General features: G+C 56.7%; 10 protein-coding genes. 7 read left to right on the top strand and 3 right to left on the bottom strand.

The features are described 5' to 3' along the window. Positions 1 to 168: 168 nt before the first annotated feature. From RSX24_RS28680 to RSX24_RS28665, 4 genes are all read left to right on the top strand, one after another. Entirely contained in the window at positions 169 to 3,375 is a 3,207-nt protein-coding gene (locus RSX24_RS28680; protein ID WP_343262486.1) for a DEAD/DEAH box helicase, read from the top strand. Between the two features lie 59 nt (positions 3,376 to 3,434). Continuing rightward, complete coding sequence (locus RSX24_RS28675) at positions 3,435 to 4,220, top strand: hypothetical protein (RefSeq protein WP_343262485.1); 786 nt, start codon at positions 3,435 to 3,437, stop codon at positions 4,218 to 4,220. Positions 4,221 to 4,569: 349 nt separating this feature from the next. Further along, positions 4,570 to 5,538, top strand: a complete 969-nt coding sequence (locus RSX24_RS28670; protein WP_343262484.1) for a M15 family metallopeptidase — start codon at positions 4,570 to 4,572, stop codon at positions 5,536 to 5,538. Positions 5,539 to 5,732: 194 nt separating this feature from the next. After that, the gene (locus tag RSX24_RS28665) at positions 5,733 to 6,125 is read left to right on the top strand and encodes a RidA family protein (protein ID WP_236417506.1); all 393 of its coding nucleotides are present in this window, start codon (positions 5,733 to 5,735) and stop codon (positions 6,123 to 6,125) included. A 194-nt stretch (positions 6,126 to 6,319) separates the two neighbouring features. Here the strand turns inward: RSX24_RS28665 and RSX24_RS28660 are convergent, their stop codons facing one another. Then, positions 6,320 to 7,465, bottom strand: a complete 1,146-nt coding sequence (locus RSX24_RS28660) for a copper amine oxidase N-terminal domain-containing protein (RefSeq protein ID WP_343262483.1) — start codon at positions 7,463 to 7,465, stop codon at positions 6,320 to 6,322. A 339-nt stretch (positions 7,466 to 7,804) separates the two neighbouring features. Here RSX24_RS28660 and RSX24_RS28655 point away from each other — a divergent pair, with 339 nt between their 5' ends. Beyond that, positions 7,805 to 8,281: a GNAT family N-acetyltransferase gene (locus RSX24_RS28655; RefSeq protein ID WP_236417504.1), complete on the top strand. Its 477-nt coding sequence runs from the start codon at positions 7,805 to 7,807 to the stop codon at positions 8,279 to 8,281. A gap of 36 nt (positions 8,282 to 8,317) precedes the next feature. Next, positions 8,318 to 9,388: a Gfo/Idh/MocA family protein gene (locus RSX24_RS28650; RefSeq protein WP_339275878.1), complete on the top strand. Its 1,071-nt coding sequence runs from the start codon at positions 8,318 to 8,320 to the stop codon at positions 9,386 to 9,388. Positions 9,389 to 9,425: 37 nt separating this feature from the next. Here the strand turns inward: RSX24_RS28650 and RSX24_RS28645 are convergent, their stop codons facing one another. Both RSX24_RS28645 and RSX24_RS28640 read right to left on the bottom strand, forming a co-directional pair. Beyond that, complete coding sequence (locus RSX24_RS28645; protein WP_236417502.1) at positions 9,426 to 9,791, bottom strand: hypothetical protein; 366 nt, start codon at positions 9,789 to 9,791, stop codon at positions 9,426 to 9,428. A 119-nt stretch (positions 9,792 to 9,910) separates the two neighbouring features. Further along, positions 9,911 to 12,472, bottom strand: coding sequence for a UvrD-helicase domain-containing protein (locus RSX24_RS28640; RefSeq protein WP_343262482.1), 2,562 nt, complete (start codon positions 12,470 to 12,472; stop codon positions 9,911 to 9,913). A 360-nt stretch (positions 12,473 to 12,832) separates the two neighbouring features. Here RSX24_RS28640 and RSX24_RS28635 point away from each other — a divergent pair, with 360 nt between their 5' ends. Next, complete coding sequence (locus RSX24_RS28635) at positions 12,833 to 13,630, top strand: zinc ribbon domain-containing protein (RefSeq protein WP_343262481.1); 798 nt, start codon at positions 12,833 to 12,835, stop codon at positions 13,628 to 13,630. Positions 13,631 to 13,647: the final 17 nt, after the last annotated feature.

Genomic DNA, 13,647 nt, shown 5'->3' with positions numbered 1-13,647 from the left:
GGGCATTTATTTTTTGGGGTAAGTGGGGCGGCAACAAAATGCTGCCGATATGGTTGTAAGCCATGGAGAGGGGCCAAATCTGTTTTTTTTGTTTGTAGAGGTTTTTAAATCCAGGCATTTTCGTATATGATGGAGAGTAACAATGCAAAGGAATGACGGGAGACTGTAATGATGCAATCGTTGTATGGAGTATGGCTTGGTGACGTATTTTTTTGTTTTTCCGGAGAAACATCGGAGCCGCGCGTGGACGCGTGGAGTCATGTGGTGAGAAGGCTGAGCTTCGGCGACGGGGGTCGTCTGCTTCAGCCTGCCGCCCTGCGCCTGGCAGAGCTGCGCTGGCCGAATCCGATGAGGAATGCGTCGGAAGCAAAGGGAACGAGGCGTCGACAGCTGCTCGGCCGCACGTTGGAAGGTTTGGCTGTTTCGCCGAGGGATACATTCAAGCTGTTGCTTCATTATGACGAAAGCATTCTGAACGCAGCGGGCATCCAACCCGGGCAAGAGCTTGCCTATTGGGTCAAGGCCGCGAGGTTTGCGCAGGAGCTCCTGCTGCGCGGGGAAATTGCGCCGTCTGCCGAATTTGCAGCCAAAACGGGAGCCAGACGCCGTTCCGGCCAGGAAACGCTGACGGGGATTTGGAGACCGCGTCTCGTGCAGAAGGCGGACGCGGAACGTTTCCGCGAATTGGCGGAAGCGATGCCGCCCATCGGTTTGTCGGCTCCGGGAGTATATGCCTCGATGGAGCCGGAAACGCGCCAGGAAGCGGCGGCGGCCGTACTGTATTCTTTTATGAGCGGAATGATTAACGCCTTCGTCACGAAAGAGCTTGAAGGCATGGATAGTGAAATGTCCCGCTACCGCACGCCGTTCCGGCGGGGAATTTCACCGGTGAGCGAGCTGTGGTGGAATAGCCTGATTTCCATGTTCCGTCCGGTAACGGTGCAGGGCTCGACAGAGGAAATGGCCGAGTTCATCGATACCGTTCAGGAGGCGGGCGGTACGATGATGCCGGTGGTGCGCAGCGAAGAGCCGGTTCAGAACGAGGGCGAGTTGAAGCTCGCTCTTCGTCTGGAGCCGCCGCTGGGCGACCAGGAATCGTCATGGGGCATTACGTTTTGGGCAGAGAGCGTGCAGGAGCCGGGAATCAGGCTGCCGGCAAAGGCCGTATGGGCGCATCCTGAGAAGGATCTTCATCGGGGCAGGATTACCTACCCGTCCGTCGCGGAGCAGTTTTTGATGGCGCTCGGGCGTGCGGGGGAGCTGGCCCACGAACTGGAGGCCGCTTTGCTGCGGCCGTATCCGGAAAAAATCGAGCTGGAGCCGTTCGTCTTTTTCGAATTTTTGACGCATGGCGTGCCGCGGCTGCAAAAAGCGGGCGTGACGGTGCTCATGCCTTCCCGTTGGACGCGTTCCGGCAAACGGCGGGCGGGCCTGCGCCTGCAGATGCTCGGTTCCGGGACTGAACGGGCGCCCGGCTCGCCTTCAGCGCTTGGCATGGAGCAGTTGGTGGCTTTCAAGGCGGAGCCGATGCTCGACGGCAAACCGGTAACGGCAGAGGAGCTGGCCGCGCTTGCGGAAGCGACCGTGCCTTATATCATGTTCCGCGGCGAATGGATCGAGGTGGATACCAAGGAAATTCGCCAGGTGCTGCGATACATGAAAAAAGAAGAAGAGCAGTACATGCCTCTTTCCGAATGGCTGCATCTGGTCGCCGGAGAAGGAGAAGACGCCGCATGGAAAGGATTGTCCGTATTCGGGGCGGAATCGGAAGGCCTGCTGTCCTTCCTGCTCGACGGGCAAGTGCTGCGCAGCATTGAACCCCGCACGGTGCCCGAAGAGCTGCACGGGGAGCTTCGTCCTTATCAGGAACGGGGGTATCAATGGCTGTCGGCCATGCGCGAGCTTGGCTTCGGCGTATGTCTCGCAGACGACATGGGGCTTGGAAAGACCATTCAGGTGATCACCTGCCTGCTCGATTTGAAACACGAAGAGAAACAGATGGCGGCTGAGGAAGCGAATGAGCAGGACAATCTTGGTATGGGTGACGATGGGCTGAGGGAACGTACGGATTCAGCCTTTTCCGGGCAGGAGGGTTCGCCTGCATTGATCGTTTGTCCGACATCCCTGCTGGGGAACTGGCAGCGCGAACTGAAACGCTTTGCCCCCGATTTGTCCCTTTACATTCATCATGGCGGACAGCGTCTGCATGGCGAAGCATTCCGGGCAGAGGCCGGCGGGCATGACATCGTGCTGACCACGTATCACCTGGCAGGCAGGGACGGCCCGGATTTGGCTTCCCTGCATTGGTCCACCGTTGTGCTGGACGAAGCGCAGTATATCAAAAATTACCGCACCAAACAGGCGCAGAGCGTCATGCGTTTGTCCGCGCCGCATCGGATCGCGATGACAGGAACGCCTGTTGAAAACCGGCTGAGCGAGTTATGGTCCATCTTCCAGTTTCTTAATCCGGGATATTTGGGCACGGCGACGTCGTTCCGTCAGCGCTACTCCGGTGCGGGCACAGCGGAAGAGAACAGCGCGGCATTGCGCGAACTGCACCGTTTGGTGTCCCCGTTCATGCTGCGCAGGCTCAAAAGCGACCCGGATATCCGCAAGGATTTGCCGGAGAAGCTGGAACTGAAGTCATACTGCTCCCTGACGCCGGAACAGGCCGTGTTGTACCAGCGGGTAGTCGATGAGCTGATGGGCGGTTTGGACGGTCGGGGCGGCATAGCCCGCAAAGGGATCGTATTGTCTTCGCTCACGAAGCTGAAGCAAATTTGCGACCATCCGGTGCTGATCGATAGCCAGCGTAAGGACCATGCCAAGAACGAGGCGTCGGGCAAAATGGAACGCCTGCTGGAGCTGATCGATGCCATACGGGACAACGGAGAGTCCGCGTTGATCTTTACCCAGTACGTCGCTATGGGCGAGCTGCTCGTGTCGCGTTTGGCTCAAAGGTACGAGGAAGAGCCTTATTTCCTGCACGGCGGCGTTTCGAAGGCTCAGCGGGACGAAATGGTCGATACGTTCCAGAAGGGGGGAGGACCCTCCCTGTTTGTGCTCTCGCTTCGCGCAGGCGGCGTCGGCTTGAACTTGACCCGGGCAAGCCATGTTATCCATTATGATCGTTGGTGGAACCCGGCCGTGGAGAACCAGGCAACGGATCGTGTGTTCCGGATCGGACAGAATCGCAACGTGCAGGTTCACAAGCTGATCTGCCAAGGAACGCTGGAGGAACGCATCGATGAGCTGATCGAGAGCAAAAAGGCGCTCTCCGAGCAGGTGGTCGGCTCCGGCGAAAACTGGCTGACCGAGATGTCGGACGAGGAACTGCGCGGCCTGATCTCGCTTCAGGGAGAGACCTGGCTGTAGAACAGGAAACAGGACCCGGGCAGTCGGCTCGGGATCAAAGAAGCGAAAGGGGGATGGATGTGAGCGATCAATGGAACGTGCAATTGCAGATGCAGCCGTCTTCCGCTCCCGGGGCGTGGACCGCGGAAGTAAGCCCCGCACCCGGGCATCATGCCGGGATGCAGGCAACTGGAGCGGAGCCGGACCTGGCGGATTCCGGCGCTGGCCCGTTCACGGTGACGGTCGTGCAGGCGCATCTGGACGCCGGCGCCCGCGCCGCCCTGCTGGCCGAGCTGCGTCGGCGCCCGCAGGCGCTGTACGCGCTGCTGCGCGGCGGCCCGGCCCCGGCGGAGCTCGCCGGGCTGCTGCCGGCGGCGCCCGAGGCCGGCGCGTGCACCTGCGGCCGCGCAGGCTGCGCCCATGCGGCCGCCGCCGTGCGCGCCGCCGCGGCCCGCTGCGCGGCCGAGCCGCTGCAGCAGCTGGCGCAGGCCGGCCTGCCGCGCGAAGCGCTGCTCGCCGGCGTGTTTGGATCATGGGCCGAAGCTCTGGCCGATGATCCAAACGGCGCCAGCCGCGCCGCGGAGACGGCGGGCCGCCCGCAGGCGCGCGGCGGCGAAGGCGGCGCGGCCGTCGGCGAGTGGATCGCCGAGGCAGCCGCTGACGGCGCGCTGCACCAGCCCGGGCCGGGCTTCGGCGCCGTGCAGGTGCAGCTGGCCGAGCCGGGCAAGCCCCCGGCACTGCCGCAGCTGGAAGCACTGCTGCCGGGCAAGCCGGCGGCAGCAGGCCTGGCTCTGATCCGCGAGCGGGTTGCCGCGCGGCTCTGGCAGGCTGTCCGGCCGCAGAAGGACAGCAAGGCAAAGACGTGATATCGGGGTTAAACGAAGCGGGAGATGCGCAAGCATCCCCGCTTGTTCGCATTGGACCAGGGGATGCCCTAAAAGGCCGAAAACGGACCCATACGGCCGTCCGTACGCCATGATGAGAGGAGAAAACCTCTCAAGGATGGCATTGCCGGTGGAGGTTCGCGTTTTTTTAAGGTATACTGTCGCAGGGGAAGGCAGACCGCAAGGTGTTGCCGTTTCCCCGTGAACCGGCTTGGCTGAATGCATGCCTTTTCCTTCGTTCGTCTAATTCAAAAGGAGAAAAGCTTGTCCGCCGACCGGGATTTGACATCATTCGAATTCATCAAATTGATTACAGGATAGGAGTTATAACATGAAAAACAGTAACAGCAGACAGCGCCGCATTGTGGTTATGCTGTCTTCCTTCATGATATGTGCGGCACTGCTGACCGCATGTCAGGACAGTTCCGGCACCGATGGCAAGGCGGGCCTGAACGCAGGCGGGGACACCGTGCAGGGAACCGACGGAACGACCGTTCATTTTACCGAGGATCACGGCGGTGATGGACAACCGTCCGCTGGCAACGGCGATGCTTCGGCTGAATCCGGCGGAAACGGCGAGGGGAATTCCTCTGCCGGCGAAGGACAGGCTGCCGAAGGCGGCAGCGGGGGCGGAGAAACCGCAGTCTCAGCTGCCCTGATGGAGAAACGCAGCGTCAGTGCCCTGCAGAATACGATCGACGGGCAATCCGTCGTGACCAATGCCGAAGCGATGACCGTCATCGTTAACAAACAGCGCAGCCTGCCGGAAGGCTATGAACCGAATGATCTGGTCGAACCGAACGTGCCGTTTTCCTTTGACGGACCGCATGAGAAGCGCCATATGCGCAAAGAAGCCGCTGAGGCGCTGGAGAAGCTGTTTGCAGGTGCAAAAGCGGACGACATTGAACTCCGCGCCGTTTCCGGCTATCGTTCGTACGAGCGCCAGGTTTCCATTTACAACAACAACGTCAAAACCAAAGGGGAAGAATATGCTTCCCGCGTCAGCGCCGTGCCTGGACGAAGCGAACATCAGACCGGTCTTGCCATTGACGTATCGAGCCCAAGCGTGGGCAATGTGCTGGAAGAGTCGTTCGGCAAATCGAAGGAAGGCCAGTGGCTGGCCGAACATGCAGCCGAATATGGTTACGTCATCCGTTATCCGGACGGCAAGGAGAGCATTACCGGTTATGTGTACGAACCTTGGCATATCCGCTATGTCGGCACAGATTTGGCTCCGGATGTCGTCAAAAGCGGCCTGACGCTCGAAGAATACTTCGACGCAGCCAACATCAAGCTCTAATGAGGACTGCGGCCTCAGTGCCGCTACGGAAAAGCGGGCCTGTCCGCTTCTGAACAAAAGCCTTTCGCACAAACGCCATCAAGATGCACTCGGCGTGTGGGCGAGAGGCTTTTTACGTGCTGTTCGGCACATGGACATGCTGATATAATTGAAACGACAATGGTGAAAAATGACAAATAAGCGAGGGTGACAATATGAGCAGGCAGCAGGTGTTTACGGGGTCCCCATGGGAACCGCTCGTGGGATATTGCAGGGCAATCCGTGTCGGCAACCGCATTGAAGTGGCGGGAACCACCGCCATGCAGGATGGCGTTGTTGTGGGCGCGGGTGATCCTTATGCGCAAACGCGTTTCATTTTGCAGACGATTGAAAAAGCCCTGAAGGAAATTGGTGCCGATCTGTCCCATGTTGTGCGGACCCGCATGTTTGTGACGGACATTTCCCGCTGGGAGGAAATCGGAAAAGCACACGGCGAGTTTTTTGGCCAAATCCAGCCTGTCGCTACGATGGTCGAGGTCAGTGCGCTGATCGATCCATTGCTGATGGTGGAGATTGAAGCGGAAGCCGTCATCGAAGAGAACGAGTAACCTGTCGCAATCCGCCGCAGCCAATATGAATTACGGCTCAAACGATCATTTCCGGCCTCAAGTACGGGGCAGGCGGGATGTACATATCTTTTGCTTCGTTGATTTGAAGCAGGGTGCAAATCAACGCCAAAAACCCTTATTCGTGCATGACGAACATGCTGAATAAGGGTTTTTGGCATCATTTAAACTATAGCTTACTTCGGTTGAATTTCCGCCCCATCGGCTCTATCTGCCGGAGACGGCAATCCGTCGGTCATGCTGGTGCCGTCAGCTTCCGTATCCACGACAAGTTTCCAAGCCGTTCCGATCGGGGGCAGGCTGCGAGTCAGAAGTGGGCTGTAAAATCCGATAATCGCGGCATCCTTGGTCAGCACGTCAGCTTTCAGCGTTTTTCCTTGAGGATCGACAATTTGGGTATCCTCATTGATGTTTAGAATGACGCGGTCCTGTGAGGTCTCAGACAGCCCGATGCCCGAGATTTCGATGCGCGTAACGGCATGGCCCTCGCTCGTTACTTGTTCGATTTTGCCCGCGGTACCCAGAACTTCGGAGTTTTCCGATTTGGAATCCATTTGATCAAGTACGGTGATGCGGTAGGTAGGAGTTTGTGGCGGCAGGCTCATGGTCATGATGATTGCATGCTCTGCTTCAATAGTCATGCCGATGGACAGATCGCCCAGCTTCAGTGTTTTGCCATCAGCGGTTTGATACACGGTATCCTCGCCGACGTTGAGTACGATGCCTGACGTGCCGACGCCGCCGATATGAACGGAAGCGTATTTGCCTTTTTGGTTGATGCTTGTAATGACGCCGCGCTCAATGATGGTTTTGGCCTGCTCTTCCGACGTGATGGATACCTGGTTGCCCGTTGTGCTGACTTGCGCTTGCAGCACTTTCTCGGCGAAGGCTGCCGGTATGTACATCTTGCCGTTTGTGATTTCAGGGGCAGTTCCCAAGGTCAACAGCATTTTGTTGTACGAATATTGGTCTTTTCCTGTCGTAACGATCGTCCACAGGTTGCCTTTGCTTAATTCGGCGGATTTGTTTTCCTTGTTCCATGTCAGTTCAATGCCGAGCGCATCCGCAAGGTCGCGCAGCGAGATCATGGGGGTTTTTCCGTCTTTATTCCAGTATCCATCAGCGATGGCGGTATCGTTGACATGGACTTTTACCGGACTCAAGGCCTTGCCCTGACCCTGAACCGTATTCTGAACGATGTCCTGGCTGCTCACGGGGATCGCGTCTGATCCGCTGTTTAATTCAGCCGCATAGGCAGCCCCTCCACCGAGTGCCAGAGAGAGAACCATCAGGGCGCTAACTTTTTTCATGTTGTTGTTCATTGTTGATCATCCCTTTCATTCTTGTATGGACGTTGGCACATTTTATCAATGACCGGTCGTTCATTCTCTCTAGACGGGACTTCTTTGCCGAGTGTTGCACTTATTTATGAGTTTCCAGCGTTAAAGTATGAAGGCGTTACAAAATAGGAGCGATTTGACGTATTTTTGCTTAACATATACGTGAATCGATGGGATATTTTGTGTAAAATAGGAAGCAGTGAGCAGGGTTGATCCATTGACGGTTAGGTTGGGGATATCCGCCTGAACCAATGCAGCTGCCGAGGCTCCATGAATAGAGGTAACTCAATCGAGTTGGCGAAAACGGAGGAGAAGCGAACGATGAGCGATATGCTGGTTGCACTGTATCGATTGCCGGAACAGGACAAGGAGCTTGATGAGTTAAGACAAAAGGGCATCGTCATTCGCAAGCCGCTTGCACCGGAAAAGCAGGTCGTGTTGGATTGGGTGAAGTCGCATTTCAGCCAGGCTTGGGCCGACGAATGCGACGTTTCTTTTTCCCGCCAGCCTGTAGCCTGCTATATTGCGATAGAGCATGGCAAATTGATCGGGTTTGCCTGTTATGAGGCAACCTGCCGCAATTTTTTCGGCCCGACAGGGGTCGGCGAACAAGCGCGGGGACGTGGAGTAGGGAAGGCTTTATTGCTAGCTTGCATGCATGCCATGCGTGCAGAAGGGTATGCCTATGCCGTTATCGGGTCCGCAGGACCAGTGGATTTCTACGCCCGTACCCTTGGTGCCGTTCCGATTGAACATTCGACGCCGGGCATATATGAAGGCATGCTGCGGGCAGACTAGAACAACCTGATTACGGATAAGGGAGGAAGCGCGAGGATGAATACGGGCAAAAGGCTGCATATCGGCATGATTGGCACAGGCTCCATTTCGGATCTTCATCTTAGATACTATGCCCAGAACGAACAGGCCGTGATCTATGCGATCTGCGATCTGAACGAGCAGCGGGCTGCGGCAGCGGCGCAGAAATACGAGGCACAGTCGGTGTACACCGACTACCGTGAAATGTTGAAAGACCCTCATGTGGACGCCGTCAGCATCTGCACATGGAACAATACCCATGCCGATCTTGCCATCGCAGCTTTGGAAGCGGGAAAACATGTCTTGCTGGAAAAGCCGGTTGCCACCACGGTTGTGGATGCGCTGCGCATTCAGGAGGCGGTAAAGAAGAGCGGCTGCACCCTCGTCGTCGGATTCGTCCGGCGTTATGACAACAACATGCAGATGCTGCGCAGATTTGTGGAGGCCGGGGAGTTCGGGGAACTGTACTACGCCAAGGCTTCCCTTCTCCGAAGGCACGGGAATCCGGGAGGCTGGTTTGCCGACAAAAATCGCTCCGGCGGAGGTCCCCTAATCGATCTGGGCGTACATATCATCGACCAATGCTGGTACATGATGGGCAGGCCCAAACCGATATCGGTAAGCGGCAATACGTACCGGAAGCTGGGCAACCGGGCAAACGTAGAGCATCTTTCCTTTTACAAAGCAGCCGATTACAGTTCAGCCGTCAACGACGTGGAGGATATGGCCAACGCGATGATCCGATTCGAGAACGGCGCTTCGCTCGTCGTGGACGTGAGCTTTACGCTCCATGCTCGCAAGGATGAAACCTATGTGAAGCTGTACGGCGAGCGAGGGGGGCTCGAACTCGAACCGGAGACGCTGATCGTTGCGGAGAAACACAATACGATCCTCAACATCGAACCGCAGACGGATCATTCCGGTCTTCATATTCACAGTGCGTTCCAGAACCAGATCGACCATTTCGTGGATTGCTGTCTGAACGGCACGGAGCCGATCAGCCCCATCGCCGATGGCGTGACTTCCACCAGAATGCTGTGCGGCATTTACGAGTCAGCCGAGAAGGGAAAAGAAATTCGTTTGGACTAAACGCATTCACTTGGGACTATTAGATATAGCCTGGAATCTACTTGTTCATCGGTGACTGTTCATAACCAGGGTCGTCATAGTCTGTATCCTGAAGACGGTCAAGCACATTCATCTCTTCAATGGCCTGACGGGTCGGCAGCGTTCCATGATGATGCAAAAAGGCGTACAGCAGGACTAGTCCATTCGCAAACCGCTCACTTGCATCATCGTGATCAGCCGACTTATAAGGTACGGGAGCGCGTTGCAGCGTGTAGGCATCGTCATTTTCCGCAAGATCCATCAGCTCCTCCAGCCTGGCCAGCTCTTCGTCATCCAGGACGACTTCGAAAGGCGTTGATTCGCTGCGGGACTGTTCGATGAGGTTATGGGTTACCGATACATAATAATGCTTTTTTTCGACCATCCTCGTTCAACCTCCATTCAAAAATGGAAAAAAGACGCTTTCCACTGTTAATAAACAGCGGAAAGCGTCATGAAACGAAATGAGAACGGAAGGGCAACGTCCTGAGCTCATTGTATAGTTTATCTGAAGCGTGCATCCCTTCCGGTAACGGGAACGCTGCGTGTGCCCGCCTCCATGGGGCCGGAGCACAAGGGGCATGCAGGCGGACCCGAGGCAGTTCTGCGCCCGGAGCTGCTGCGGGAGTGAGTGTCCGTCTTCTGCCGCAGCCACGCCTTGCACGTCGGCGAGCTGCATTTCCAGATCGCCACAACTTCCGTGCGTCCGCCGTCGCTTGATGTTCCACTATCTGTGGCGGATGCCGAAATGGAGGACGTGTTCTGCCGGACGCTTGGTGTACTGTAGGCTTTGTGATTGCGTACTTCCCCGCTTCGCCAGCGATCCTTTGGCTCCGGTGTTTCGGCATCCCCGCCGTTGATTTTGCGCCTGTGGATCATATCCCTTTTGCCGGAGTCTGCCCCCGAGCGAGTGGGAGAGGCGGAGCCGTTGCCATAGGATCTATGCGAGGAGCCATAAGCTCCGGAATCCGTGTTTTTGCGTTTGTCCGGCACGGTGATGCCGAACGCCTCCAGCAGAAAACGCGACACATCGGCAGGTTTGCCGTGGTGGCTGGCAGGAGAAGTCACGTACAGGTACTGCTTGGCACGCGTTACGGCTACGTAAGCAAGCCGCCGTTCTTCCTCGATCGCAAGCTCCAGGTCGGCAGCGGTTTGCTGCACGGTGAGGGCGGCCTTTTGATCATCGGGCAAATCTTGCCGGAGGGCCGAGCTATGCGGAATGATGCCTTCGCTGGCGCCGATCCAATACACGCAGGGAAATTCGAGCCCTTTGGCACGATGGATCGTCATAAGCTGAACGGCATCGCTGTCCTCGGCCCGGCGCAATGTTTCCATTTCCCTATGCCTGCGGGACAGCTCGTCGGCGAAGCCGATGAATTCTTCGACGGTTTCGAATCGTTTGGCTGCCGCTTCGAATTCGTCGAGCGTCTCCAGCATCGTTTCCCGGTAATGCGTAAATATGCTGGGGTCTCCGCTCTCCATGTATTTGTCGTAGAATTGGCGCCGCATTTCCTGAACGGCAAAGACCGGTTTCATTTTGCTGAGCGATTTGATCAGTTTGATGCGTTCCTTCACTTGTTCCTGCTGGAAAGGCTTCAGCTTATCCCATTTGGCCAGATGAATCAGCGGATACTTCTTGGCCTGCTGTTGTTCGGAGCGTTGAATCCACTCCAAGCCGGCATCGCGGGATACGTACAGCGGACCGAGCGCGCTGGGGAGTGCTTCCGCCGAACGGGGGTTGAGCGACAACCGCAGGTGATCCATCAGCGGCCGGATCAAGGACTGATCATAGAAGACAGGGGATGCGCCATGTTGAATGAAGGGCACGTCCTTCAATACAAGTTGCTCGAAAACGGCCCGGCTGCTGCTCGCGGTACGGTGAAGAATCGCAATGTCGCGGTAACGGAACATGCCGTCCTCGACCTGGCTGCACAATTGCTCGACAACCCAGGCAGCTTCCTCCTCGGCATTGGAGGGCGTTGCGAAGCGCGGTGCGTCACCGCGATGTCCGGCCGCTCGCAGCGTTTTGTGGCGCCTGCGTTTGTTGCGGGCAACAAGCTCGCTCCCAAGCCCCAGGATGCGCGCATCGCTGCGATAGTTGATGTCCAGCGTCACGATGCGTGCTCCGGGATAGACTTTATCGAACTCCAGAATCGATTCCTGCCTCGCGCCATTAAAGGTATAGATCGTCTGGTCGTCATCGCCGACAACCATCAGGTTGCGATGCGCCGATGCCAGCTTCTGCACGATTTCGTATTGAAGATGATTCGTATCCTGGAATTCGTCGACCATGATGTACTGGAAGCGCCTTTGCAAGGGCTCAAGGACGGCCGGATCGCGGAGCAAGGCGGCGGCACGCAGCAAAATATCATCGAAATCCATTTTGTTCCGGTCCCGTTTCCATTCCTCGTATCCGATCAGCACACGTTTGGCGTCGCGTTCTTCCTGCGTTTTTTCGGGGAGGTCGGCCGTTGCGGAGCCTTGCATTTTCCAGGCGGACAGCATGGCAAGCAGGCTTTCTGGCTGGAATGCCTCACTCATGCCATATTGGCGCAAAAGCATTTTGATCACGGTGTGCTGGGCTCTCGGTTCGCCGAAGATGTCTTCTTGCGTGCCGTAGTGGCGAAGCAGCGTCAGCGCAAAGGAGTGGAACGTACGGGCCTGCACCGCTCTTGCGGCTGCCGGGCGAATGCCGGGCAAGGAGGCGATGCGGTCCTTCATCTCCGCTGCGGCTTTATTCGTGAACGTCACCAGCAGAATGCTGCCGGCGTGAACGCCGTGGATCGCCATCAGGTAGCCTGCTCTGGCAGCCAGCACCGTCGTTTTGCCGCAGCCGGCACCAGCGAGGGTGAGCAGGGGGCCTTTGTTGTGGCGCACAGCCGAAATTTGCGGCCCGTTGAGCCGGATGCCGGCTTCCTCCAGCGAACGGAAATAGGCTGCATCCGCCTCGTCTGCCCTGACGAGCTGCCTGCTTGTTTCCAGCGGCGCCGAGGGCGATTGCGGCAAGGAAGCAGCGGCGGTAACCCCCAGGGGACGGGGATAAAACGTTGAGTTCGGACTTAACATCATTCATCCACCTCGATATGATTCAGGGATCCGTGAAGATCCCGTTAAAAGTAATCCATTTGCCCTTTTCACAATCCCATTGTAAATTGGTATGATAGGGTTAGCCGCCCGAATGGGCGAACAGACAGGGCCAAAGCTTCATTATACCGAACGTATGGTCCTGACGAAAGCCCCCGATTTCATCCAAGCGGAGGAACGAAGGGCGTGGATGAGGTTTTGCGCAACTTTTCGCCATCACGTCGTATAAGTTATATGTCGGGGCGTGACGTACCTGCTAATGATGAATGGAAATGAATCTATCAAAGGCTTTTCTCGTTGAATCGAGCGATTCAACGTTTGACGGACGGAGGAGGAGATGTCATGAAATTGCTTCAACGTATCAAAAACGGAGCAAACCGCGCTACGGAACGCGCACAGCACGCGGTTGAAATTGGCAAATTGAACAATCAGATTTTGGGCTTGCAGGAGGAACAGAGAGTCCATTTTACAGATATGGGACGTATTTTTTACGAAGGCTACCGGGCGAATGACATGATCAATATCGAGAAGGACATGGTGGAGCTTTCGAATCTGTGCGATGAGCTTCAGGATGAAATCGACGGATTGCGTACCAAAATCGCGGAATTGAAGAACGAACGCTTATGCGAATGCGGTCATGTTGCCTCGCTGGATGCCAATTTTTGTCCGAAATGCGGACGCAAGCTTGGCGAGTTCAAGCCTGCTGCACAACAACAGACTGATCCAAGATACCCATCTGCGCGCAACGAAGCTGCAGTGTCTCTGAGCAAGGAAAGCCCTGCCCCAGAGAATCCGAAATCGATGCCAGCGGAGGAGGAAGACCCGTACGAAGCGGCCATCCCTTCCATTGCCGATCTGGAGGAAGAGATGGAGTACAACGGCATGGATTTCACCCAAGAGGAGAAGGAAGCTTTCGATGCCGAGTGGGAGCGGCGCCGCGAGGAGGAAATGCAGCGCGAACGCGAGCGCCAGCAGGAATTGGACGAACGGATCAGGTATTGGAAGGAAAACAATCCGATTGTGGGCAACGTTCATGTGCAGAATGAGGTTGCCCGCGAATTGGTGAATTGCCAGATTTGCGCCTCGGAGCTGCCGAAGGGCTCCAAATGGTGCCCGCGCTGCGGAGCAGAACAGATTTGAAGCAGTAGAATGGCTGC

The sequence above is a fragment of the Paenibacillus hubeiensis genome (assembly GCF_032334105.1).
Classification (GTDB): Bacteria; Bacillota; Bacilli; order Paenibacillales; family Paenibacillaceae; genus Paenibacillus; species Paenibacillus hubeiensis.
This window is presented reverse-complemented; position numbering and strand designations above follow the sequence as displayed.

Coding starts and splice junctions, on each gene's coding strand:
- RSX24_RS28680 (WP_343262486.1), top strand. CDS start 169: ATGATGCAATCGTTGTATGGAGTATGGCTTGGTGACGTATTTTTTTGT.
- RSX24_RS28670 (WP_343262484.1), top strand. CDS start 4,570: ATGAAAAACAGTAACAGCAGACAGCGCCGCATTGTGGTTATGCTGTCT.
- RSX24_RS28665 (WP_236417506.1), top strand. CDS start 5,733: ATGAGCAGGCAGCAGGTGTTTACGGGGTCCCCATGGGAACCGCTCGTG.
- RSX24_RS28660 (WP_343262483.1), bottom strand. CDS start 7,465: ATGAACAACAACATGAAAAAAGTTAGCGCCCTGATGGTTCTCTCTCTG.
- RSX24_RS28655 (WP_236417504.1), top strand. CDS start 7,805: ATGAGCGATATGCTGGTTGCACTGTATCGATTGCCGGAACAGGACAAG.
- RSX24_RS28650 (WP_339275878.1), top strand. CDS start 8,318: ATGAATACGGGCAAAAGGCTGCATATCGGCATGATTGGCACAGGCTCC.
- RSX24_RS28645 (WP_236417502.1), bottom strand. CDS start 9,791: ATGGTCGAAAAAAAGCATTATTATGTATCGGTAACCCATAACCTCATC.
- RSX24_RS28640 (WP_343262482.1), bottom strand. CDS start 12,472: ATGTTAAGTCCGAACTCAACGTTTTATCCCCGTCCCCTGGGGGTTACC.
- RSX24_RS28635 (WP_343262481.1), top strand. CDS start 12,833: ATGAAATTGCTTCAACGTATCAAAAACGGAGCAAACCGCGCTACGGAA.